Genomic DNA, 21,420 nt, shown 5'->3' with positions numbered 1-21,420 from the left:
CCTGATTCAATCCCCATCAAGGGGCCTTCCCTCATCTCCGATGTGCCTTTCACAGCACACCACCACCGTACGTACGGATCCGTATACGGCGGTTCAATTTCATACTAAGCATGTACTTTGTTGTAGTGTTGAACACAAGAGATTAGTCCGAACTGGGCTAGTCTCTTATTCGTAATTGTCGTAGTGAGTATCCACGAGTAGGCAATGCGGACAGCACCTTTACTTGTATAGCTATATTTATAAGCATTGTATTTGTCCATTCCCAATTTGATTAAGTTCTTTCTGCGGTTCTTAGCTGTTTTCCATTTCTTCCAAATACACGCTCTCAACCATACTCTTGTATGGGATTCTATTTTACCTAACAGCTTTTTCATATAGCCAATTTTGAAGTAGTTAATCCAACCTCGTATTACTTGATTGATTCGTTCAACCTGATACTTCGTATCAACACTCCAGTTCTTCCTAGTTAACTGTTTCAGTTTATACTTAAGGTTTTCTACCGATTTTTGGTGCGGTTTTGCTTTGTATAAATCTGTTTGATAATCTTTAAAGAAGCCGAAACCTAGAAACTTCATTGTAGGGTCATTCGGTCTTGTCACTTTCGTTTTTGTGGTATTGACTATCAACCCTAGCTTTTCTTCTATGAACTTTGTCACTGATCTCATCACTCGTTTCGCTGCCATCTCGCTTTTGACCATAATAATACTGTCGTCGGCATATCTTACGAATCGAAGTCTGCGATTTTCAAGTTCCATATCCAATTCGTTAAGCATGATGTTACTGAGTAGTGGAGATAGGTTTCCTCCTTGCGGAGTTCCTATGACTGTTTCCTTGTATTCTTCATCAATTTGCACACCACTTACTAAGAATTTGCGAATGAGGGAAATGACATCCCCATCATCGACTGTTCTTGATACAAGATTCAGCAGTCTGTCGTGATTCACTGTGTCAAAGAAACGTTCTAGGTCAATATCCACAATCCAATCATGACCCTCGTTTAGAAATTCTAGGGTTTGTAAGATAGCCATTTCCGCATACCGATTGGGTCTGAACCCATAGCTATATTCGCTAAATTGCTTATCAAATATAGGTGTAAGCACTTGCGCTATCGCTTGTTGAATAACCCTATCTTTGACCGTCGGTATGCCTAAGAGTCTTATTCCACCATTTGGTTTAGGGATTTCCACTCTTAATACGGGGTCGGGTTGATATTTTCTTTGGCGAATTTGAGAAATGATTTCTTCTTTATTTAACGCCATGTATGCCCCCAGTTCTTCTACGGTCATTCCATCCACACCAGCTGAACCCTTGTTCTTTTTCACCTGTTTGAATGCTTCGTTAAGATTATCTCTGTCCAGTATTCTGTCGAGTAGTTTTTCTTCATACATGCTTTGTTATTTCCTTTCTGTCTCGTGAAGTAGGTATCCACTTTTCCGCTTCATGCCAGTGGTCTATTTCCCCTTCCAATCAAGATTTCTCTAACGATGAAATTGTTCAGCCCTTCGCTCCTTCTAACTTTCGTTAGCTGTCTTCACTACTACGGCTTCTGCTGACTTCTCACTATCCAGTCTTGTATCACTACAAGATTTTGATGCAGACCAGTGAGACCTCCCCAGTTAAGGTGCGAACTCTTTCTCTCCATCTATCTGCCATATTTACACCGTATGATTGTAGTAGCTATCGGACTTTAACTTCTTTGGCAGTCTTATCCTCATACGTTGCCTCCTATATGATTTCTGTTCGTCAGACCGGAGGTTTGCCTCGAGCTTCCTTCAGATTCCACGTCACCGTGGACACCCTTGCTTTTGGCTATGTACTTACCGCTACAAGGTCGTACTCGGGACTTTCACCCGTTAGAGTTCGCCCGTGCTGGGCAAACCAAATAAGGAGAACCATACAGGTTCTCCCTTTCTACTTTATTTTGATTGTACCATTCTCGTCTTATAATCAGTTTCATAATATTCAAGTTCTTCTCGAATCATTTGAAATGCACCTTCAATGGACCGCATTAATTCCTTCACTGATGCTGGTACTGGCTTTGAAAATTTAATGGAATTTTTCCCTGTATAGGCAGAGCGACTATCCTCATACCAATTGTCAATTCTCGGATTAAAGAATTCCTCAATGCAATGATGATAGATCCAATACAATGTTTTTTCAGCAGCCACTTTTCTAAACGTTTTCCCATTTAGGATAACACTACAAGCATCTTGACCTTCCTCACAAAATACTAGTACTCTTCGTAACGATGAAAGAATGGACTGATAATATTCTTTCTCCCCTAAGTGCTCTTCCCTTAACATCTCGGTCAGTGTCATTTCATCTAAATAGTCACTAAGCTTTTCACAAATCTCTAACAACGTCTTTCGAGCTTCAATAAGTTGACTTTCCACCAGTGTATTTCCCATGCCTCGTCACCTCCATTCTCCCTATTATAATTTCATGAATATTCTTATTATACATAAAATTTCTTGGTGCATGCATTAGAAAAACGTTATTGATTCGTCAATTCAAATCCATTCTGCTCAACACGTTGTATAATTTCTTGCAATTGATCTACATTGAGGTTCTTAAAGTACTGTTCAAACTGTGCTTGATCGTTACAATAGACGCGCTTATTTTTCTTAAATCCTGGATTTTCTAATAAATAGACTAAGGCAACGATATCTTTAAAGGTTATATTTCTACTCCCTACTGTAAATATCGGGTTTGATTCAAACGGTGTAAACGTTGAGAAAACCTCGTCAAAATATCTCACATAAAGGACATGAAATTCTCTATCTTCCCCTTTGTCTGTATAGACTACCGTTGAACGATTAAAAAAATCCTCCGATGTATTTGGTTTTGCTTTTTCAAGCTCTTCCCCATAAATCTGTTTAATAAACACAGGCAAGCCCCCCTATGATAATCAACTACGTATGTAACCTCTTTCATTATAACAAATTCAATTCATTTTTAGTTAGACAAATTAAAAAAGCTCATCTATGATGGCGAGAAGTGGAAAATATTAGTTTTTACTATTTCCCTTATTCAATATGCGGAGCGGTTGCCAATTTTTAAAGGCCCACTATGAGTGGGGTTCTCAAAGCAGGCGCGCAACGTGCATACCCATTGATACTTAAATAGAGGCAGTGAAAAAGGGTGGCTTTTATTTTTTCAGTGGCTTCATGATGATGAACTCATGTTTTCTTCAAACTTTTCAAAAAAGAGGTCTGCTTCATCTTCTATCGTTCCATCATCAAGTGCTTCTGGTAATGGAGGCAACTCCTTGATTGATTTTAAACCAAAATAATCTAAGAAGTCTTTAGTCGTGCCATATAAAATAGCTCGTCCAGTCCCTTCTGCCCGTCCGACTTCTTTGATTAACGTTTTTGCCAATAATGTCTGTAAGGGCTTTTCCGTTTTCACACCTCTGACCTCTTCAATTTCCACCCGTGTAATCGGCTGTTTGTAGGCAATGATAGCCAACGTTTCTAGTGCAGCCTGGGATAAAGATGAATGGCTGGGCGTATGTGCAAGTCGCTTAAAATAGTGAGCATGCTCAGGCTTTGTTGTAAACTGAAAAGAACCGCCAACCTCAATAATTTGAATCCCACGATTGTCGTCCTGGTATGTCGCCATCAAATCGTCAATGACTTCCTTTACGGTATCTACCTTGACCTCAAGAACATCAGATAGTTGCTTACAATCAATACCTTCGTCACCCGTCACGTATAACAACCCTTCAATAATTGATTTCATTTCTTCTAATGTCAACGAACAAAAACCCCCTCACTCTGATAAACCATGATGTCAGTAAAATTTCCTACTTGTTCGCAAAAAATCAAATTTGATTTCATTAACTCTAAAAGTGCTAAAAACGTTACGACGATATGAGGACGATCTTGATACGGAAATAACTCATAAAAATTCTTTTTTCCGTGGTGCCTCCCTAATTCATCGATGATTTCATCCATTCTTGCTTCCAGTGATATTTCCTCTGCTTTTACAGTAGTCAGCTTGGGCTTCCGTATTTTATTTCGGTTCATGAGCTTTTGATACGCCTCTAGCATTTGATAAATGGATACATCTGAGCTTGGCTGTGCAATAGGGGCATCTTCTGTGTATGGACTAAGATCACTTGGGGGCTTCGTGTGAACGAGTGCACGCTCTTTCTCACGCTCCTCAAGGTCTTTTGCTGCCTCTTTATATTTTCGGTACTCAATCAGACGATCCATTAATTCTTGACGAGGGTCTTCATCTTCCTCTAGGTACATATCGTCTTCTAACAGTTCTTCTTCCTGCTTTGGTAGAAGCATCTTACTTTTTATCGCTAAAAGAGTCGCCGCCATCACTAAAAACTCACTAGCAATGTCTAGCTCCAATTCTTGCATCGTATGAATATATTCTAAATATTGATCCGTTATTTTCGAAACTGGAATATCATAAATATCAACTTCTGCTTGGTTAATTAAATGAAGGAGCAAATCTAATGGGCCTTCAAAAGCTTCCAGCTTCACATTATATTGATTCATCAAAACCACCATGTTCCTTGCTGCATTCAAATTGGTTCTAGCTAGATGAGATTATAACACAATTTTCTTTTCTGCGACGTTGTAATCTGCATACGTTAGCTAGAAAATTATGTTACACTTTTTATAACGAATTCACGTTAGAAAGGGGTTAAACCTTGTATCCAAAAGCTTATATTGATTATCTCGTTTACTTCCACGGAGCACGTGATTTTTTTGAATGTCATGAAGTATTAGAAGAGCATTGGAAAGAAGAAGGACAGAAAAACGACTACTGGGTTGGGCTCATCCAAGTTGCTGTTGCTCTTTACCACCAACGTCGTCGCAATTATCGAGGAGCAAATCGCATGATCAACCGAGCCCTTATGTTATTAGAACAGGAGAAAAAAGCCATTCATTCATTAGGTATCGATTATCATGCTTTCATAGAAGAATTACAAAAAAGAAAACAAGAGATTAGTAAAGAGCAATCATACACTGACATGAATATCCCTCTTCATGATCAAGCCCTGCGAGACCAATGTATACAAATATGCAACGATAGAGGGAATCAATGGGGGCAAAAGAGTCAATTAGATAACGACTACCTTATTCATAAGCACGCGTTAAGAGATCGACAAGACGTCATCGACGAGCGTAACTACCAAAAAAAACTTCGAAAAAGGGTAAGGAAAGAATAATTTCCTTACCCACCTCTTTTTATCTCATTTCTTGCATACAGGCCTCAAAAAATTCAATCGTATCCTCATTCGCCCTTAGTTCGCCTGGTACGATCTCTTGTAGGGCAGCGATCATTTTTCGTCCGATGCCTTCCTGACGGTAAGATGGATTTACACTAAGATGACATAATTCAGCCGTTGTGTCCTCATCGACAAATAATCCTAAAACACCAATGATGTCATCATCTTCTTTCCATAAATACAATTGATACCTGTCGTCTGTCTCATACCTGTCAATCGTCTCTTGTAGTTTCTTAATTTCTTTCTCTTTTGGCATGTACGATATAAGACCCATTGCTATTTTTTTGTAAGATTGCTTATATCGAATGAACATATACATCCCTCATTACATTTAGTAATTACCAGTTATGTGCAAAAGAGCTAATACTTGCTTGTAGCGATCATCTATCGCTTTATCTATTATACTGCATTATTGAAAAAACGTAATCATTTTTTCAATAAAAAAGAGTGATCTTTTATATTACTTTAGTGTCAAACAAGCAACTGTTCAATAACAAACTGTCGATCGGTTTCACCAATTACATATTCGGCCGTGCTTCTTCTTGCACTTCGAGCCTTGAGCATAAAAAATGGCGACAAGGTCGCCATTTTGCTTACTCAAATGAACGGTTTAAATTTGCCATTTCAATCGCAGAAGTGGCTGCATCCCAACCTTTGTTTCCTGCTTTTGTACCTGCACGTTCAATGGCTTGTTCGATCGTATCAGTCGTTATGACTCCAAAGATCACAGGAACACCTGACTGTAACGATAGTGATGCTACTCCTTTTGACACTTCGCTACAAACATAATCAAAGTGTGGAGTCGATCCGCGAATGACAGTCCCTAGTGTAATGACAGCATCATACTTGTTTGAATCAACCATCTTTTTTGCCGCAAATGGGATTTCAAATGCACCTGGCACCCATGCAACATCGACATCTGCTTCATTAATACCGTGACGTTTCAATGCATCTTCAGCCCCGCCTAATAACTTGCTCGTGATAAACTCGTTAAATCGCCCTACAACAATCCCTACTTTTAAACCTGATGCAACAAGATGTCCTTCAAATACTTTTCCCATCTCAACTTCCTCCTTATATACCATATAATTTTTTAATAAAGCTATGTAAGACTAGGAGAAGCCCTCAGGCATCCGATTTGACCCTGAGAAACTTATCCGCCTTTTAAAAATGTAATAAATGCCCAAGCTTTTTGTGCTTCGTTTTTAAATAATGCTCGTTATCTTTGTTATGAGGTAGCTGCAATGGAATACGGTCAACAATCTCTAAATCGTACCCATGTAAGCCTTTAATTTTACGCGGGTTGTTTGTTAATAGGTTCATTTTCGTAATCCCTAAGTCTCGCAAAATTTGAGCACCAATACCATAATCACGTAAATCAGGTGCAAAACCTAATTTCTCATTTGCCTCCACCGTATCATAACCTTCTTCTTGAAGTTTATAAGCCTTCATCTTATTGATAAGACCAATTCCTCGTCCCTCTTGACGCATATACAATAATACACCAGAACCAGCTTCCTCAATTTGTTTAAGAGCAGCATGTAATTGTGGCCCACAATCACAACGGTGAGAACCGAATACATCTCCTGTCAAACACTCAGAGTGAACACGGACTAATGTTGGTTCGTCAGGCAAGAGCTCCCCTTTAATTAAAGCTACATTCTCTTTGCCATCAACCACATTCGTATATCCTACAGCACGAAAGTCACCAAAATCAGTTGGTAGATTAATTTCGATTTCCTTTTTCACCAATTGGTCTTTGCGGTGACGGTATTTAATCAAATCTTTAATCGTAATCATTTTTAATTCGTGTTCATCAGCGATTTTACGCAAGTCAGGAACTCGTGCCATTGAGCCATCATCTTTAATAATTTCACAAATCACTGCAGCTGGTGCTGCTCCTGATAAACGAGCTAGGTCGACGGACGCTTCCGTATGTCCAGCACGTCTTAAAACTCCGCCTTCTTTGGCAACTAACGGAAAGATGTGTCCCGGCTTTTTGAAATGATGACTTTTCGCTTCATCATCAATTAATGCCTGTATCGTTGTTGCCCGTTCATGAGCAGAAATCCCAGTTGTTGTTGTATGATGATCCACACTAACCGTAAAGGCAGTTCCATGTGGATCAGTATTGTGATCAACCATTGGCAAGAGCTCTAATTGCTTGGCTCTAGTCTCAGTAATCGGTGCACAAACGAGACCACGGCCTTCTTTAATCATAAAATTAATCACTTCAGGAGTTGCTTTTTCTGCTAACGCGACAAAATCACCTTCATTTTCTCGGTCTTCATCATCACAAACAATAACAACTCTCCCCTGCATTAACTCATAGATTGCTTCTTCAATTGGATCAAACATGATTCCACCCCTTTTTTGGTCCTCTATACCCTTTATTTAAAACCATTCTCTTCCAAAAATTGTTCTGTAATTGAGGACGTCGTTTTCGCTTCGCTAAAACGTCTTGTAATGAATTGTTCTATATATTTTCCTACAAGATCACATTCAATATTAACCACATCGCCAATTCCTTTTTGACCGATGACAGTTTCAGTTAATGTATGAGGAATAATCGAAACGGTGAACGTCTCATCAGTTACTGTAAAAACCGTCAAACTTGTGCCATCAACGGCTACAGAGCCTTTTGAAATAAAGTAGTGACTTAATTCATGTGGCACACGTATTTCATAATAAACGGCATTATCGACTTCTTTCTTTGCAACAATTTCACCAACACCATCAACATGACCAGATACAAAATGCCCGCCAAAGCGTCCATTTGCAGCCATCGCACGCTCTAAATTAACGTTAGAACCTCTGGTGAGATCACGTAGGCTCGTATGTTTGACCGTTTCAGGCATAATATCGACTGTAAATGATGAAGAGGTAAATGAAGTTACTGTTAAGCAGACACCGTTTACCGAAATGCTATCACCTAATTGAACATCATCTAATATCGTTTTAGCCCCTATAACCATTACAATGGCATCACCAGATTGATTTACTTTTTCGATTGTACCAAGTTCTTCAATGATCCCCGTAAACACTATTTTTCCCCCTTTGGAATTGAGACAATTTTAATATCTTCGCCAATTCTTTCCATCGATTGAACCTCAAGTTCAACGACATCAGACATCGATTCAATCCCCTCACCTGCGATTGAGGGTATAGCATCCTTACCGCCGATCAGTTTCGGAGCGATATACGTGATGACTTGATTAATGGTTCCCGCTACTAAAAAACTACCGTGAAGCGTAGCTCCACCTTCAACAAATAACGATGTAATCCCCTTCTCACCTAACACATCAAGGAGAACAGGAATATCGATCTCGCTTGTTTGTAAACGAACAACTTTAACACCTAGCGATTCTAACTTTTCTTCTTTTTCATCTGGAGCATCTACGCTTGTGACAATCCAAGTCGGTGCCTGTTGATCACAAACGACTGTCGCATCTAACGGTATTCGTAACTGATGATCAAGAATGATCCGAAGCGGATTCTTACCACCATTTTGTAGTCGGGTTGTAAGTGAAGGGTTATCCTCAATCACTGTCCCTATCCCAACCATAATCGCATCATGTTGATGACGATAGCGGTGACTGTCCTCTCGTGCTGCATTTCCAGTAATCCATTTACTTTCCTTTGTTACCGTCGCGGTTTTACCATCAAGGCTCGAAGCTGATTTCAAGGTAACAAATGGTCGTTTGGTCTTCATATAGTGAAAGAAAACTTGATTGATTTGATCTGCTTCTTCTTTCAGTAAACCAACCTCAACCTCAATGCCCGCTGCCTGTAATTTTTCAATTCCTTTTCCTGCAACCACTGGATTTGGATCTACAGTCGCGATCACCACCCGGCGAACCCCCTTTTTTATAATAAGGTCAGCACATGGTGGCGTTCGTCCATGGTGACTACACGGTTCGAGGGTGACATAAATAGTTGCTCCGATTGCCTCATCGCCGGCCATCGTCAACGCATGAACTTCCGCATGCGGCTCGCCTGCTTTTAGATGAGCCCCCATCCCTTTGATTTGACCGTCTTTGACAACAACTGAACCAACAACAGGGTTTGGTGACGTTTGACCGGTTGTTGCTTTTGCTAACTGAATCGCTAGTGTCATATATTCTCGATCATTCATGGGTTCTCCCCCTTATGCACTCATATAAAAAAGACCCTAGAGAAATAGTCTCCAGGGTATCGTTTCTTCGTAAGAGAAATATCAAATAAAGGAACAAGTATACTCTAAAATTGGATCTCGATCTACTAACTATGACGCTTATCAAAATAAGCATGCATAAGTATGATCACTCTAGCTAAGCCAAAAAGAAGATACTTCTCCTATTGAATAGACATTCATTGCTCATGTCATGTCACTTCTCTTCCTTCTCCCATCCAGACTCTCACTGTCGGCCCTGGAGTTTCACCAGATCCACCGTATACACAGGCGTGCATACGGGTCACGGACTAAGAAGCTAACAACTTCATCACCGCCGGTTGGGAATTTCACCCGACCCCGAAGGAATTCGTATGTGATTTTTCTTAGTATAACACATATCTAGCACCGCTTGTCTACTTTGAGGTATTATTTTTCAAAGTCATGACAAAAAAGGTATGATGAAAGGTAAATCCTCACCTTTCATCATACCTTTGAAACTACGATTTAATTAAGCTTATTCTTCCCAAACCTTCACTTCACTCATCACATCACCTTGTTTGATGCGGTCTACGCTTTCCATTCCCTCAGTAACACGACCGAAAACCGTATGAACACCATCTAAATGTGGTTGTGGCTCAAAAAGAATAAAAAACTGACTACCACCCGTGTCTTTACCAGCATGAGCCATTGATAAGTAACCGCGACCATGCTTATGTGGGTTACCTTCTGTTTCACATTTAATTGTATACCCTGGTCCACCTGTACCATTACCTACAGGACAGCCACCTTGAGCAACAAACCCTGGGATCACACGATGAAACGTTAATCCATTGTAAAAGCCTTCATTAGCAAGCTTCTCAAAGTTTTCAACTGTTCCTGGCGCTTCTTCTGGGAAAAATTCCAAAACAACCTTTTCACCATTTTCAAACGTAATGCTTCCTTTTTTCATATGTACAACCTCCTAATGATAACATCTTACCCATCATATCATAATCTAAACAAACAAATCGACTTCGAATCCGCTGAGGGAGATTAGTCTTAGCAAACAGGCTGTGTCAAACGCTTTGTAATGTTTTGACACAGCTCTTCAATTATACCATTTCTTTTGAACTTAACGGTAAATCTAAACGCACGAGGTCCTCATAGGTTTCCCGTTTGACAACAAGGGTTGCTTCACCATTTTCTACAAAGACGACCGGCGGACGCGGGATACGATTATAATTGTTTGCCATCGAATAACCATAAGCACCTGTACAAAAGACGGCTAATACATCCTCATGATTTGCCTTTGGTAAAGGTAAATCCCAAATCAACATATCGCCACTTTCACAGCATTTCCCAGCAATCGAAAAGGTTTGATCCGCTTTTTCATTTGCTCGGTTAGCTAATACACCTTCATACTCTGCTTGGTACAAAGCAGGTCGTAAATTATCAGTCATTCCACCATCAACAGCTAAATAATGCCTTACATCAGGGACTTCCTTTTGTGAGCCGACACTATATAGCGTTGTACCCGCATCACCAACAAGAGATCTACCAGGCTCTATCCAAATTTCTGGCACATCAATCGAAAGGTTGTCAGCTTGCTCTTTCACTGCTTTCACTGTTGCATCAATGTAATCCGCTACTGGTAATGGCGTGTCACCCTCAACATAACGGATCCCAAAACCTCCACCAAGATTAAGAACGTCTGGTGTATAACCAATCGTTTCTTTCCATTGCTTCAAATATGAGAAAATCTTTTCAATCGTCATCACAAACCCTACCGTTTCAAAGATTTGCGAACCAATGTGACAATGTAGACCTAACAACTGGAAACACTCTCGTTTTTGAACATAAGTAATCGCTTGATCAACTTGACCACTTGATAAATCAAAGCCAAATTTTGAATCCTCTTGGCCTGTCGAAATATATTCATGCGTATGAGCTTCAATCCCTGGTGTTGTCCGCAATAAAATTGAAACCTGTTTCTCAAATTTTTTACTAGCACGCTCTAAAAGCTCTAGCTCATAGAAATTATCAACAACAAAACAACCAATACCAGCTTCAACAGCCATGTCGATCTCTTGTGGGCTTTTGTTATTTCCATGGAAATGGACACGTTCCATCGGAAAACCCGCAACTTGTGCGGTGTAGAGCTCACCACCTGAAACAACGTCCAAGCTTAAGCCTAACTCATCTGCTAATTGAATCATTGCTACGCAGCTAAATGATTTGCTAGCAAATGCAACTTGTGCCTGTACCCCATGATTTTGAAATGCTTGTTGAAATGCTTTAGCTTTCTCTCTAATCAAAGACACATCATACACATAAACCGGTGTTCCATACTCTTTTGTTAAAACAACTGTATCAACACCACCAATTTCAAGATGCCCTTTTTCATTCACCTGGCTTGACCCATGAAAAAACATACTTTCCCCTCTCCTTACTACGATAAAGTGCGTGAACCCATTTTTGTCCTATTAGCTTAAAATAGAAATGCAGCTAATGTAGGAACACTAGCTGCACTAACATGCGTGCGACTATAGCCTTCATGATATTTAAAGATCGTACTTACTCCTCAAATACGAGCAGCAACAATCCGATTACACAGTTCCGAAACAAAGTAGACATCCAATGCTCAATTCCCCAGTTAAACGATGGAGAGATTATTATTTACGTAAACTTTATCATACATATCTCGCACTCGCAATAACCGAAGATACCCAATACGAATTACGATTGTTTAATTGAATTTTTCGGGTTAACAATTGTTGGTCTCTGTTTCATGGTTGGTACTGACATTCTAAACAAGATTTGTTTAAACCCTTGTGGATCAAATGGTAAAAATGGCCATAAATAAGGTTTGTTAAGTGCTTTAATATTGATCATGATGATTAACAATAACGTAGTCCCAATCACAAGACCCGGTACTTTAAAGAGTGCGACCGCTGCAAGAAGTACGAGACGAGCCACTTTTAACGCAATTCCTAATTCATAACTAGGTGTAGCAAACGTACCGATGGCACCTAAAGCAACATAAAGAATGACCTCGGGAGAAAATAATCCAACTTCAATCGCAACTTCACCAATGAGTAACGCGGCTACTAAACCAAGCGCTGTCGCTAATGGTGAAGGGGTATGGATGGCCGCCATCCTCAATAACTCAATCCCAAATTCAGCTAGCACAATTTGCATAAAGACTGGAACGTTTCCAGTCTCATTCGGCCCGATAAATGAGATCATCTCTGGTAATAACGACGGTTGCATAACCATAAGTAGCCACAATGGTAAAATGAATAAAGCAAAAATCATTCCAGCAAAACGAACCCATCTTAAAAAGGTCCCAATTGCCGGTGCTTGACGATATTCTTCCGCATGCTGTACATGGTGAAAAAACGTCGTTGGGGTAATAATGACACTTGGTGATGAATCAACAATAAGGACAACATGCCCTTCAAGTAAGTGCGTAGCTGCCACATCTGGCCTTTCTGTATAACGAACAAGTGGGAATGGATTCGCCCCTTGTTTAACAATAAACTCTTCAACAACTTTGTCAGCCATCGTGATTCCATCAATATTGATATTTTCGAGTTCTTTTCTGACGATCTCAACTAAATTTTCATCAGCAACACCGTCAATATAAGAGATACAAATATCAGTTTTCGAGCGCGTGCCCACTCTAAGAATTTCATGACGAAGCCGTTCATCACGGATACGTCGACGAGTTAAACCTGTATTTTCAATAATATTTTCTGTGTAGCCATCACGGGCACCACGAACGACCCGCTCGGTATCAGGCTCATCCGGACCCCGCCCAGGATAACTTCTTGTATCTACAACAAATGCTTCATCTTCACCTTCTAGTAAAATGAAGATTAGACCTGAAAGCATTTCATCAATCGCTTCATCCAATGTTGATTTATATTCGACTTGAACGTGAGTGAGATGATTTTCTATCGCTTTTTTTACATCACGTGTCTCACGACCCCGTGATTCTAGATCCATTAACTCTTTGAGGATTTCAATAATATATTGGATATCACATAAGCCGTTCGTGTAATAAATTTGAATTTCTTTTCCTAAGATGGATAGTTTGCGAATTCCAACATCAAAGCTAGTCCCAATCCCTAAGCGTTGTTTTAAAATTTTCTCATTTTCCCTAATATTTTTGGATATTAATTGTTTTTCTTTCACATGCTGTTCAGTCATAATATCCGCTCCGTTCTAATATAATCTCCACCGCTTTTCTTGTGATAGGAGCCCCCTTTTCTACTGTATCCTGCCCTGCCATTTTCCCGATATCGCCAACACCGACGATGACGGGAATATGTAATTGGTCGAGGCTATAAACCGTGTCCCCGTCTATTCTGCCAACTTCAAGGTCTTGTAATCCATACTTGTCGACACCATATTCTGTTAAATTTCCGTAACGATCAACCGAGACATCTACCTTCGTCCATTCCGAAAAATGGGTAGTGGATGCCACAGCAATTGCTCCAAGAATCGTAAACTCAGGGTGAGTCGCAACGACTCGCATCGCGTGTTCCCCTCTGCCCTCTTCGTGATAACCGCTATCATCAAACATAACGAGCACAGGGTCATAAGGTGTTTTTTTTATTAATGTAACAAGTTCTTCCCCTGTTAATCGTGAAGGATTCCCCCACGATTGAGAAATACACCGTCCACCAATTTGCTGTGCGACAAGCTGAACAGCTTGTTTGGCTGACTCATCACCGTCTGTAACTAGAATCACGCGCTTTTTCTCATCCAATGTCACTCACCCCTTAGTCTCTAACTCTTAGCATGTCGCTGAAACTTAACATTTATGTCTTACATACCCTAGCTAGCAAACAAACTTTTTACAAAAGCTAATCTACATCTAAATGGCTAGTACAGGCATTACGAGGTAGCAGTCGACTCAAGAACAATTCCATGTGCAATACAAGGAATTGATTCTTTTTGCTGAATCATTGTCGGATTTAATAAAGCTCCAGTTGCAACGACTAGTAATCGTCTTAATGTTCCATTTTTCATCTCGTTAACAAGGTGACCTAACGTGACCACTGCAGGACAAGCACAACCGCTTCCTCCAGCAAAGGTTGGTTGCCCCGGACCAAAAACCATTAAACCGCAATCAGCATAGTTGGCTTGCACATCATGTCCATGCTCTTCTAAGAGTCCTTTTATAATTGAACTCCCAACCCGAGACAGGTCTCCAGTAACGATTAAATCGTAATCAGTAACCTCTCTATTCGTATCATTTAAATGAGCAATGATTGTATCAAAGGCAGCCGGGGCCATCGCAGATCCCATATCATAGGGGTTCTTCATCCCAAGATCGATTACTCTCCCAATCGTTGCTTCACTAATTTTTATATTCGCTTTCTCTTTACTAATATAAGCTGCTCCAGCACCCGTTACAGTAAACGTAGCCGTGGCAGGCTTCTGTCCGCCAAATTCAGTTGGGTAACGAAATTGTCGTTCAGCTGTGGCATTATGACTGCTTGTTGCCGCAAGTACGTCAGTAGCATAACCACCGTCCACTAACACTGACGCTAATGCAAGTGACTCTGTAATCGTCGAACATGCTGCAAACACTCCTAAAAAAGGAATTTCCATTTCTCTAGCGACATAACTTGACGTTACATTTTGATTCAATAAATCGCCGGCAAGCAGAACATCAATCTCACCTTTTGACTTATTAACCTTCTGCAAACAACTATTGATAGCCTCAGTCATTAATCGTTGCTCAGCCTTTTCCCAGTTCACTTCACCGCAGTAGAGGCTATCAAATACTTTGTCAAATTGATCTGATAACGGTCCCTTTCCCTCAAGAGGACCTACCGCTGTTCCTGTTGATGTTATATATATGTTATTTTCAAAGCACCACGTCTGCTTACCCTTGCGCTTCAATTGTAAGCCTCCTCCACGTCGTTTTCCTCGCCCCTTATTCGTATTTCAAGTTCAGTCACTGCTTATCTTGACCATGGATTACCTTCACTTTCTATATAGGACGAGTAAAAATCGCTTGCACACCTATATTAAGCAGCTACCGCTGCCTTGCGACTACTAGACAATATGAAGGGTGCTTCTTGTCGTTAGTATGTTCCATAACAGCTTGACTCATTCTAAATCTATTTCCACCAGTTATTCCCAATAGAAAAAGGTCAAATGGTTATTCACCCATTTGACCTTTAATATGCTCAAGTATTTTCTTTTCGAGCCTTGACACTTGAACTTGCGAGATTCCCAACCTGCCAGCAACCTCAGATTGTGTTTGATCTTTATAGTAACGCAAATAGACAATTAACCGTTCACGCTCTTCTAAATGTCGAATCGCTTCCTTTAAAGCAATTTTGTCAAACCACTTCGTCTCGGAATGGTCAGCGATTTGATCTAATAACGTAATTGGATCACCATCATTTTCATATACCGTTTCATGAATGGAAGATAGCGTTCGGCTTGCCTCTCCAGCAAAGACAACCTCTTCGGGTGAGATCTCAAGCTTTTCAGCAATTTCATTGACGGTTGGTACACGTCCGAGCGTCTTTGACATTTCATCTTTCACTTTGCGAATCTTATTCCCTAATTCTTTTAACGAGCGACTGACTTTGACCGTTCCATCATCTCGTAAAAACCGTTGGATTTCCCCTATAATCATTGGAACAGCATACGTTGAAAATTTCACATCATAGGAAAGATCAAATTTATCCACGGATTTAATCAATCCTATACAACCAATTTGGAATAAATCGTCTGGTTCATAGCCCCGGTTTAAAAAACGCTGCACGACAGACCATACCAGACGTGTATTTTTATTAACGATCATATCTCTTGCGCTTTGGTCACCAGCTTGGCTTAGCTCGATTAACTTTTTTACCTCATCATCCTTCAAGTATGCATCTTTATTCCCGTTCTTAACCTCCACATCCATTAGCAGAACCCCTTAATTGCATAACGCTTTACTTTTTGAGAGATGCTTTCGTAAATAGATCGTAGTTCCCATCATCGCTTCAGATACAACTTTGACTTCATCCATGAAATTTTCCATAATCGTAAACCCCATACCGGAACGTTCTAACTCTGGTTTCGTCGTATATAACGGTTGTCTTGCCTCATCAATATCTGCTATTCCTATGCCCTCATCTTTGATCGTCAATTCAATGACACCTTGGTCAAGCGTAACCGTAATATAGACCATACCTTCTGGTTGATTATGGTACCCATGGATAATTGCATTTGTGACCGCTTCTGAAACAACCGTTTTAATTTCCGTTAGTTCGTCCATCGTTGGATCTAATTGAGCGACAAAAGATCCGACGGTGACTCTTGCAAATGATTCATTTTGGCTTAAAGCTGAGAACGCTAAATTCATCACATTCTTCATCATTAAGCCACCCCCAATGTTTGCAAAGCAAATTGTTCACTCTCTTCAAGTCGAACAATCTTAAACAAACCTGACATTTCAAATAATCGCTTGACAGCTGGAGAAATGGCACAAACAACCATCTCCCCATCATTATTTTTCACTTGTTTATAACGTCCGAGAATGACACCTAATCCAGAACTGTCCATAAAGGATAACTGCTCTAAATTTAAAATAATATGCTTCATTTGGTATTTCACTATTTCTTCATCTACTTGCGTTCTTAATGTTTCTGCTGTGTGGTGATCTAGCTCTCCACTTAATCTCACACAAAGGACGCTGCCTTTACGTTCAAGGTCTACTTGTAAACTCACCAATCCTCACTCCCTCAAAGATAGTTGAAGTAATACTGTGTACTACAGGACACAGATCACCAATTATTCTGTAGTGAGTTTTTCGCTATCCTTTATGCATTGTCCTTCTCGGTGACAAAACTAGTGATTATTTGCGAAAAATAGTGGTATTTCGTTTTAACACACCTTGAGGTTTTTAAAGTGAATCTAACTCTACCCAGCGAATTTACCTAGTGTACGTTTAAATAACAACCACCATGATGCGTCATTAATATCTTCTTTAGCTACCAGCTTCGTTTCCGACAATACGCTACCACCTTGTTCAATGATTAATGTTCCTACTTGGTCGCCCTTTTTAATCGGCGCTTGTAATCCCTCTTCTAGCACTACTTTTTCCGTTGCATCCTCAACACTTGCACCTTTTTTCGTTAAAATTGACACTGACCCAGATGTCACTGCTTCTACTTTTCCTTTATGTCCCTTGCTTATCTTAACCTCATCAATTACATGGTTTCGTTCATAAAGGTTATGAGTCGTATACTGACTAAACGCATAATCAAGCATCTCGGTGATTTGTTTATTACGTTCTTTAGGTGAGCTGGCCCCCATAACAACAGAGATCACTCTCATCCCATTTTTTTCTGCAGTTGCGGTTAAGCAATATTGCGCCTCACGAGTATAACCTGTTTTCAAGCCATCAACCCCCGGATAAAATTTAACCAGTTTATTCGTATTCACTAGCCAAAATTCATCATCTGTATTTTCACGAAGGTAATCCTCATAAATACCTGTATAGTTTGTAATGTCTTCATACTTTAACAATTCTTTAGAGATCAATGCCAAATCTTCTGCTGTCGTATAATGATTCTCTGCTGGAAGACCATTTGAATTTATAAAATTTGTCTGCTCAGCCCCTAACTCTTTTGCCTTCTCATTCATCATTTCTACAAATGCCTCCTCTGATCCAGCAATATGTTCTGCCATTGCTACCGAGGCATCATTACCAGATGCAACAGCGATTGCTTTTAATAACTCCGCAACCGTCATTTCTTCACCAGGTTCCAAAAAGATTTGTGAACCTCCCATCGAAGCAGCCCTTTCACTTGTTCGCACCTTTTCATCTAATTTAATCTGACCCTTATCGAGTGCCTCCATGATCAGAAGCATTGTCATAATCTTCGTCATGCTCGCCGGCGGAAGCTTCTCTTGACTATTTTTTTCAAATAAAACCGTCCCTGTATCCCGTTCAATTAAAATCGCTGATGAAGCATCAGGCGCTAAATTGATCGAACTTTCTTCAGCAAGCGCCACTGGCGTAACGATTCCTGTTAGTAAAACTACACTTAAAATGCTCGTAATCAATCCCCTCATCACTCGTACCTCCATTCGTTTTATTAAAGTGTTTTCCAAAATTTATTGTTTTATACCTAAATCAGGAAATTTTTATCTCCAATTCATATGAGAAGCGAACCTTAGAAAATCAACTTCTTCTCACCTCAGTGAAACTGCCCTCATAATTCAATCCTAAGGCGGTGCGAGTAAGCGTACTTCACTGATTTTTTCTCCCTGTTCGCGCACTCCGTCCCTTTACCACACAAAAAAAGCTGATCGAAAAATGGCTCTCCATTTTCGATCAGCTTCATCCTAGATCAATCGATTACTTTATAAATCAATTCTAGTGTATCTGGTTTCTCGTCGGATATTTCATATGCTTCATAAACTTTATTAATGGATACTTCCGGGTCTTCATCGTTTGAATGAATCACTACAAGTGGTTCACCAGCACGTACAGCATCTCCAACTTTTTTCTTTAATGAAAGGCCAACACTATGGTCGATTTTATCCTCTTTTGTTGCCCGACCAGCACCAAGGTGCATGGCAGCGACCCCAATCGTTTCAGCGTCAATCGCTGCAACATATCCATCTTGGTGCGCCTTCACTTCAATGTGATGAGAAGCTTTTGGTAGCTTTGTAAGATCATCAATCATCCCTACATCCCCACCTTGAGCTTCAACCATGTTACGGAAAGCGGTAAAAGCCTTCCCATTTTCAAGGTTTTTCTCCAACGCCGCATAAGCCTCGTCATACGTAGCAAATACGTTCGCAAACACAGCCATATGTGCGCCTAATTCTAAGGAAAGCTTCCTTAGATCATTGACTTCCTTTCCTTGTAGAACCTCAACGGCTTCCTTTACTTCATTTGCATTTCCAACTTCAAAACCAAGCGGTTGATTCATATCGCTAATCACAGCAACCGTGTTACGTCCAAGATTCTGGCCAATACTTACCATTTCTTTAGCGAGAGCCTCAGCTTCCTTTAACGTCTTCATAAACGCACCGGTCCCTGTTTTCACATCAAGGACAATGCCATCCGCTCCTGAAGCTAGCTTTTTACTCATAATCGAACCAGCAATTAACGGAATCGAATCGACCGTTGCCGTTACATCTCGAAGGGCATATAATTTTTTATCTGCAGGTGCTAAATTACCGGTTTGTCCAGCAACAGAAAGCTTATGATTGTTAACATTAGCGACAAATTCCTCTTTGGAAATCGCAATATTAAACCCACGTATTGATTCAAGCTTATCAAGCGTACCACCTGTATGGCCAAGTCCTCGACCGCTCATCTTCGCAACAGGTACATCAACAGAAGCAACAAGAGGTGCGACAATAAATGTCACTTTATCACCGACGCCACCTGTAGAATGCTTATCAACTTTCACCCCATCAATCGCTGACAAATCAATAGTCTCACCAGACTCAACCATCGCCTTCGTTAACGTCGCTGTTTCTTGAGGAGTCATTCCTTTAAAATAAATCGACATTAATAGAGCGGACGCTTGGTAATCAGGGATGCTTTCCTCTGTATATCCTTTTATGAAAAAGCGAATTTCTTCATCTGTTAATTCATTTCCATTACGTTTTTTTTGTATTATGTCAACCATGCGCATGACGATCACCCCATCGTTAGTAACATACTGATAACACCTAATATAGATCCTTAGAACGTTGCAACTTTTAAAAGCTTATAAAGGTTGCCCCAGGTCAGGAGATATCCTAATCTTATATCTCACTCAAAAAGCTCTTCCCGTATTTTGGTATTTTTACGTTAAAGTTTTCAGCAACGGTTGCTCCAATATCAGCAAAGGTCTGCCGTATTCCTAAATCGCTCGCCTCACTTTGACCTTTGTAATGGACGAGCAACGGAACATATTCACGAGTATGATCGGTGCCGTGATGGACTGGATCATTTCCGTGATCAGCAGTAATGATTAGTAAATCTTCATCTGTTAATTTCTCAAGAACCTCGGGCAAGCGCTCATCAAATTCCTCCAACGCTTTACCATACCCAATCGGATCACGTCGATGACCGAACTTCGCATCGAAATCGACCAAGTTTAAAAAGCTGAGTCCAGTAAAATCTTGATTTAACGTTTGCACAATTTTATCCATCCCATCAAGATTTGACGTCGTACGAAGAGACTCAGTAATTCCTTCGCCATCATAAATATCGGAAATCTTTCCGATCGCAATCGAATCGTAGCCTGAATCCTTTAATTCATTCATCACCGTTCGCTCAAATGGCTTTAGAGCATAATCATGGCGGTTTGCGGTACGTTCCCAACGTCCAGGTTCCCCAATAAACGGTCGTGCAATAATACGTCCAACCATATATTCTGGATCCAACGTTAACTCACGAACTTTTTCACAAATTTCATATTGTTCTTCGATTGGTACGACATCCTCATGAGCAGCAATTTGTAAGACGGAATCCGCTGACGTATAAATAATTAATGCCCCTGTATCGACATGCTCCTTACCTAATTCATCAAGAATCTCAGTACCGGAGGCCACCTTGTTCCCAATCACTGAGCGCCCAGACAAATCTTCAATCGCTTTAATTAGCTTATCCGGAAACCCATCAGGGAACGTTCGAAATGGCTCTTTTATATTAAGACCCATAATTTCCCAATGCCCTGTCATTGTATCTTTTCCTGTTGATGCTTCTTGCATCTTCCCAAAGTGCCCTAATGGCTGTTTAACTTTTTCAATCCCTTTAATTTCTCGGATATGACTTAACCCTAAGCTTGCGATTGTCGGCATATGTAAGCCATCCATTCGTTCTGCTATATGTCCTAATGTATCAGCACCTTCATCATTAAATTCCTTTGCATCCGGTGCCTCCCCAATTCCAACAGAATCCATCACAATAAGAAAGATTCTTTTAAAACGATAATCTGTCATTCTCAATATCACCCTCACTTCACATCGTTATATTCAAATTATATGTAATCATTCGCCTTATTATCCTGCA

Annotated in this window: 22 protein-coding genes and 1 riboswitch; of the genes, 1 reads left to right on the top strand and 21 read right to left on the bottom strand. The window is 40.2% G+C overall.

Annotated elements, in window-relative coordinates; genetic code table 11:
* Positions 1 to 104: 104 nt before the first annotated feature.
* The 5 genes from ltrA to KH400_RS14805 form a co-directional block, all read right to left on the bottom strand.
* Positions 105 to 1,388, bottom strand: coding sequence for a group II intron reverse transcriptase/maturase (gene ltrA / locus KH400_RS14825; RefSeq protein WP_217225837.1), 1,284 nt, complete (start codon positions 1,386 to 1,388; stop codon positions 105 to 107).
* Positions 1,389 to 1,916: 528 nt separating this feature from the next.
* Positions 1,917 to 2,408: a DUF3907 family protein gene (locus tag KH400_RS14820; RefSeq protein ID WP_217225835.1), complete on the bottom strand. Its 492-nt coding sequence runs from the start codon at positions 2,406 to 2,408 to the stop codon at positions 1,917 to 1,919.
* Positions 2,409 to 2,494: 86 nt separating this feature from the next.
* The gene (locus KH400_RS14815) at positions 2,495 to 2,887 is read right to left on the bottom strand and encodes a hypothetical protein (protein ID WP_217225833.1); all 393 of its coding nucleotides are present in this window, start codon (positions 2,885 to 2,887) and stop codon (positions 2,495 to 2,497) included.
* Between the two features lie 278 nt (positions 2,888 to 3,165).
* The gene (gene scpB / locus KH400_RS14810) at positions 3,166 to 3,741 is read right to left on the bottom strand and encodes an SMC-Scp complex subunit ScpB (protein ID WP_246589674.1); all 576 of its coding nucleotides are present in this window, start codon (positions 3,739 to 3,741) and stop codon (positions 3,166 to 3,168) included.
* 11 nt (positions 3,742 to 3,752) lie between these two features.
* A complete protein-coding gene (locus tag KH400_RS14805) occupies positions 3,753 to 4,514 on the bottom strand; it encodes a segregation/condensation protein A (RefSeq protein WP_217225829.1) in 762 nt (253 codons plus the stop codon).
* Between the two features lie 155 nt (positions 4,515 to 4,669).
* On the opposite strand from KH400_RS14805, the gene KH400_RS14800 reads away from it, so the two are divergent.
* Positions 4,670 to 5,191: a DUF309 domain-containing protein gene (locus KH400_RS14800; RefSeq protein ID WP_217225827.1), complete on the top strand. Its 522-nt coding sequence runs from the start codon at positions 4,670 to 4,672 to the stop codon at positions 5,189 to 5,191.
* 19 nt (positions 5,192 to 5,210) lie between these two features.
* Here the strand turns inward: KH400_RS14800 and KH400_RS14795 are convergent, their stop codons facing one another.
* The 16 genes from KH400_RS14795 to deoB all read right to left on the bottom strand — a co-directional run bounded on the left by KH400_RS14795 (position 5,211) and on the right by deoB (position 21,350).
* The gene (locus tag KH400_RS14795; protein ID WP_217225825.1) at positions 5,211 to 5,564 is read right to left on the bottom strand and encodes a GNAT family N-acetyltransferase; all 354 of its coding nucleotides are present in this window, start codon (positions 5,562 to 5,564) and stop codon (positions 5,211 to 5,213) included.
* A 280-nt stretch (positions 5,565 to 5,844) separates the two neighbouring features.
* Positions 5,845 to 6,312 carry a 6,7-dimethyl-8-ribityllumazine synthase gene (ribH, locus tag KH400_RS14790; protein ID WP_217225823.1) on the bottom strand — a complete coding sequence of 156 codons (468 nt, stop codon included), beginning with the start codon at positions 6,310 to 6,312 and terminating at the stop codon, positions 5,845 to 5,847.
* Between the two features lie 103 nt (positions 6,313 to 6,415).
* Positions 6,416 to 7,609: a bifunctional 3,4-dihydroxy-2-butanone-4-phosphate synthase/GTP cyclohydrolase II gene (locus KH400_RS14785; RefSeq protein WP_217225821.1), complete on the bottom strand. Its 1,194-nt coding sequence runs from the start codon at positions 7,607 to 7,609 to the stop codon at positions 6,416 to 6,418.
* Positions 7,610 to 7,641: 32 nt separating this feature from the next.
* A complete protein-coding gene (ribE, locus tag KH400_RS14780) occupies positions 7,642 to 8,295 on the bottom strand; it encodes a riboflavin synthase (protein ID WP_217225819.1) in 654 nt (217 codons plus the stop codon).
* The gene (gene ribD, locus KH400_RS14775) at positions 8,295 to 9,386 is read right to left on the bottom strand and encodes a bifunctional diaminohydroxyphosphoribosylaminopyrimidine deaminase/5-amino-6-(5-phosphoribosylamino)uracil reductase RibD (protein WP_217225817.1); all 1,092 of its coding nucleotides are present in this window, start codon (positions 9,384 to 9,386) and stop codon (positions 8,295 to 8,297) included. The genes ribE and ribD overlap by 1 nt, the downstream gene beginning before the upstream one ends.
* Before the next feature lie 238 nt (positions 9,387 to 9,624).
* A riboswitch (FMN riboswitch) is annotated at positions 9,625 to 9,773 on the bottom strand.
* A gap of 145 nt (positions 9,774 to 9,918) precedes the next feature.
* Positions 9,919 to 10,353 carry a peptidylprolyl isomerase gene (locus KH400_RS14770; RefSeq protein ID WP_217225815.1) on the bottom strand — a complete coding sequence of 145 codons (435 nt, stop codon included), beginning with the start codon at positions 10,351 to 10,353 and terminating at the stop codon, positions 9,919 to 9,921.
* Between the two features lie 142 nt (positions 10,354 to 10,495).
* On the bottom strand, positions 10,496 to 11,815 hold the full coding sequence (gene lysA / locus KH400_RS14765; protein ID WP_217225813.1) for a diaminopimelate decarboxylase: 1,320 nt from the start codon (positions 11,813 to 11,815) through the stop codon (positions 10,496 to 10,498).
* 304 nt (positions 11,816 to 12,119) lie between these two features.
* On the bottom strand, positions 12,120 to 13,595 hold the full coding sequence (locus KH400_RS14760) for a spore germination protein (protein ID WP_217225811.1): 1,476 nt from the start codon (positions 13,593 to 13,595) through the stop codon (positions 12,120 to 12,122).
* Positions 13,588 to 14,157: a stage V sporulation protein SpoVABEA gene (spoVAEA, locus tag KH400_RS14755; protein WP_217225809.1), complete on the bottom strand. Its 570-nt coding sequence runs from the start codon at positions 14,155 to 14,157 to the stop codon at positions 13,588 to 13,590. Before spoVAEA ends, KH400_RS14760 begins: the two co-directional genes overlap by 8 nt.
* 128 nt (positions 14,158 to 14,285) lie before the next feature.
* The gene (spoVAD, locus tag KH400_RS14750) at positions 14,286 to 15,299 is read right to left on the bottom strand and encodes a stage V sporulation protein AD (protein ID WP_217225807.1); all 1,014 of its coding nucleotides are present in this window, start codon (positions 15,297 to 15,299) and stop codon (positions 14,286 to 14,288) included.
* Between the two features lie 262 nt (positions 15,300 to 15,561).
* Positions 15,562 to 16,320 (bottom strand): RNA polymerase sporulation sigma factor SigF, encoded by a 759-nt coding sequence (gene sigF, locus KH400_RS14745; protein ID WP_217225805.1) that lies wholly within the window; start codon positions 16,318 to 16,320, stop codon positions 15,562 to 15,564.
* A 12-nt stretch (positions 16,321 to 16,332) separates the two neighbouring features.
* Complete coding sequence (spoIIAB, locus tag KH400_RS14740; protein ID WP_217225869.1) at positions 16,333 to 16,773, bottom strand: anti-sigma F factor; 441 nt, start codon at positions 16,771 to 16,773, stop codon at positions 16,333 to 16,335.
* 2 nt (positions 16,774 to 16,775) lie between these two features.
* The gene (gene spoIIAA / locus KH400_RS14735) at positions 16,776 to 17,126 is read right to left on the bottom strand and encodes an anti-sigma F factor antagonist (RefSeq protein ID WP_217225803.1); all 351 of its coding nucleotides are present in this window, start codon (positions 17,124 to 17,126) and stop codon (positions 16,776 to 16,778) included.
* Positions 17,127 to 17,318: 192 nt separating this feature from the next.
* Complete coding sequence (locus KH400_RS14730) at positions 17,319 to 18,476, bottom strand: D-alanyl-D-alanine carboxypeptidase family protein (RefSeq protein WP_217225801.1); 1,158 nt, start codon at positions 18,474 to 18,476, stop codon at positions 17,319 to 17,321.
* A gap of 278 nt (positions 18,477 to 18,754) precedes the next feature.
* Entirely contained in the window at positions 18,755 to 20,056 is a 1,302-nt protein-coding gene (locus KH400_RS14725; RefSeq protein WP_217225799.1) for a pyrimidine-nucleoside phosphorylase, read from the bottom strand.
* A gap of 112 nt (positions 20,057 to 20,168) precedes the next feature.
* Positions 20,169 to 21,350, bottom strand: a complete 1,182-nt coding sequence (deoB, locus tag KH400_RS14720; protein ID WP_217225797.1) for a phosphopentomutase — start codon at positions 21,348 to 21,350, stop codon at positions 20,169 to 20,171.
* Positions 21,351 to 21,420 lie beyond the last annotated feature (70 nt).

The sequence above is a fragment of the Desertibacillus haloalkaliphilus genome, from assembly GCF_019039105.1.
In the GTDB taxonomy this organism is placed as follows: Bacteria; Bacillota; Bacilli; order Bacillales; family KJ1-10-99; genus Desertibacillus; species Desertibacillus haloalkaliphilus.
Note: the sequence above shows the minus strand (reverse complement) of the source record. Positions and strands in the feature narration are given on the sequence as shown.

What these genes read in the sequence shown, in the direction of transcription:
- ltrA (WP_217225837.1), bottom strand. Translation starts at nt 1,388, where the DNA reads ATGTATGAAGAAAAACTACTCGACAGAATACTGGACAGAGATAATCTT.
- KH400_RS14820 (WP_217225835.1), bottom strand. Translation starts at nt 2,408, where the DNA reads ATGGGAAATACACTGGTGGAAAGTCAACTTATTGAAGCTCGAAAGACG.
- scpB (WP_246589674.1), bottom strand. Translation starts at nt 3,741, where the DNA reads ATGAAATCAATTATTGAAGGGTTGTTATACGTGACGGGTGACGAAGGT.
- KH400_RS14805 (WP_217225829.1), bottom strand. Translation starts at nt 4,514, where the DNA reads ATGAATCAATATAATGTGAAGCTGGAAGCTTTTGAAGGCCCATTAGAT.
- KH400_RS14795 (WP_217225825.1), bottom strand. Translation starts at nt 5,564, where the DNA reads ATGTTCATTCGATATAAGCAATCTTACAAAAAAATAGCAATGGGTCTT.
- ribH (WP_217225823.1), bottom strand. Translation starts at nt 6,312, where the DNA reads ATGGGAAAAGTATTTGAAGGACATCTTGTTGCATCAGGTTTAAAAGTA.
- KH400_RS14785 (WP_217225821.1), bottom strand. Translation starts at nt 7,609, where the DNA reads ATGTTTGATCCAATTGAAGAAGCAATCTATGAGTTAATGCAGGGGAGA.
- ribD (WP_217225817.1), bottom strand. Translation starts at nt 9,386, where the DNA reads ATGAATGATCGAGAATATATGACACTAGCGATTCAGTTAGCAAAAGCA.
- KH400_RS14770 (WP_217225815.1), bottom strand. Translation starts at nt 10,353, where the DNA reads ATGAAAAAAGGAAGCATTACGTTTGAAAATGGTGAAAAGGTTGTTTTG.
- lysA (WP_217225813.1), bottom strand. Translation starts at nt 11,815, where the DNA reads ATGTTTTTTCATGGGTCAAGCCAGGTGAATGAAAAAGGGCATCTTGAA.
- KH400_RS14760 (WP_217225811.1), bottom strand. Translation starts at nt 13,595, where the DNA reads ATGACTGAACAGCATGTGAAAGAAAAACAATTAATATCCAAAAATATT.
- sigF (WP_217225805.1), bottom strand. Translation starts at nt 16,320, where the DNA reads ATGGATGTGGAGGTTAAGAACGGGAATAAAGATGCATACTTGAAGGAT.
- spoIIAB (WP_217225869.1), bottom strand. Translation starts at nt 16,773, where the DNA reads ATGAAGAATGTGATGAATTTAGCGTTCTCAGCTTTAAGCCAAAATGAA.
- KH400_RS14730 (WP_217225801.1), bottom strand. Translation starts at nt 18,476, where the DNA reads ATGAGGGGATTGATTACGAGCATTTTAAGTGTAGTTTTACTAACAGGA.
- KH400_RS14725 (WP_217225799.1), bottom strand. Translation starts at nt 20,056, where the DNA reads ATGCGCATGGTTGACATAATACAAAAAAAACGTAATGGAAATGAATTA.
- deoB (WP_217225797.1), bottom strand. Translation starts at nt 21,350, where the DNA reads ATGACAGATTATCGTTTTAAAAGAATCTTTCTTATTGTGATGGATTCT.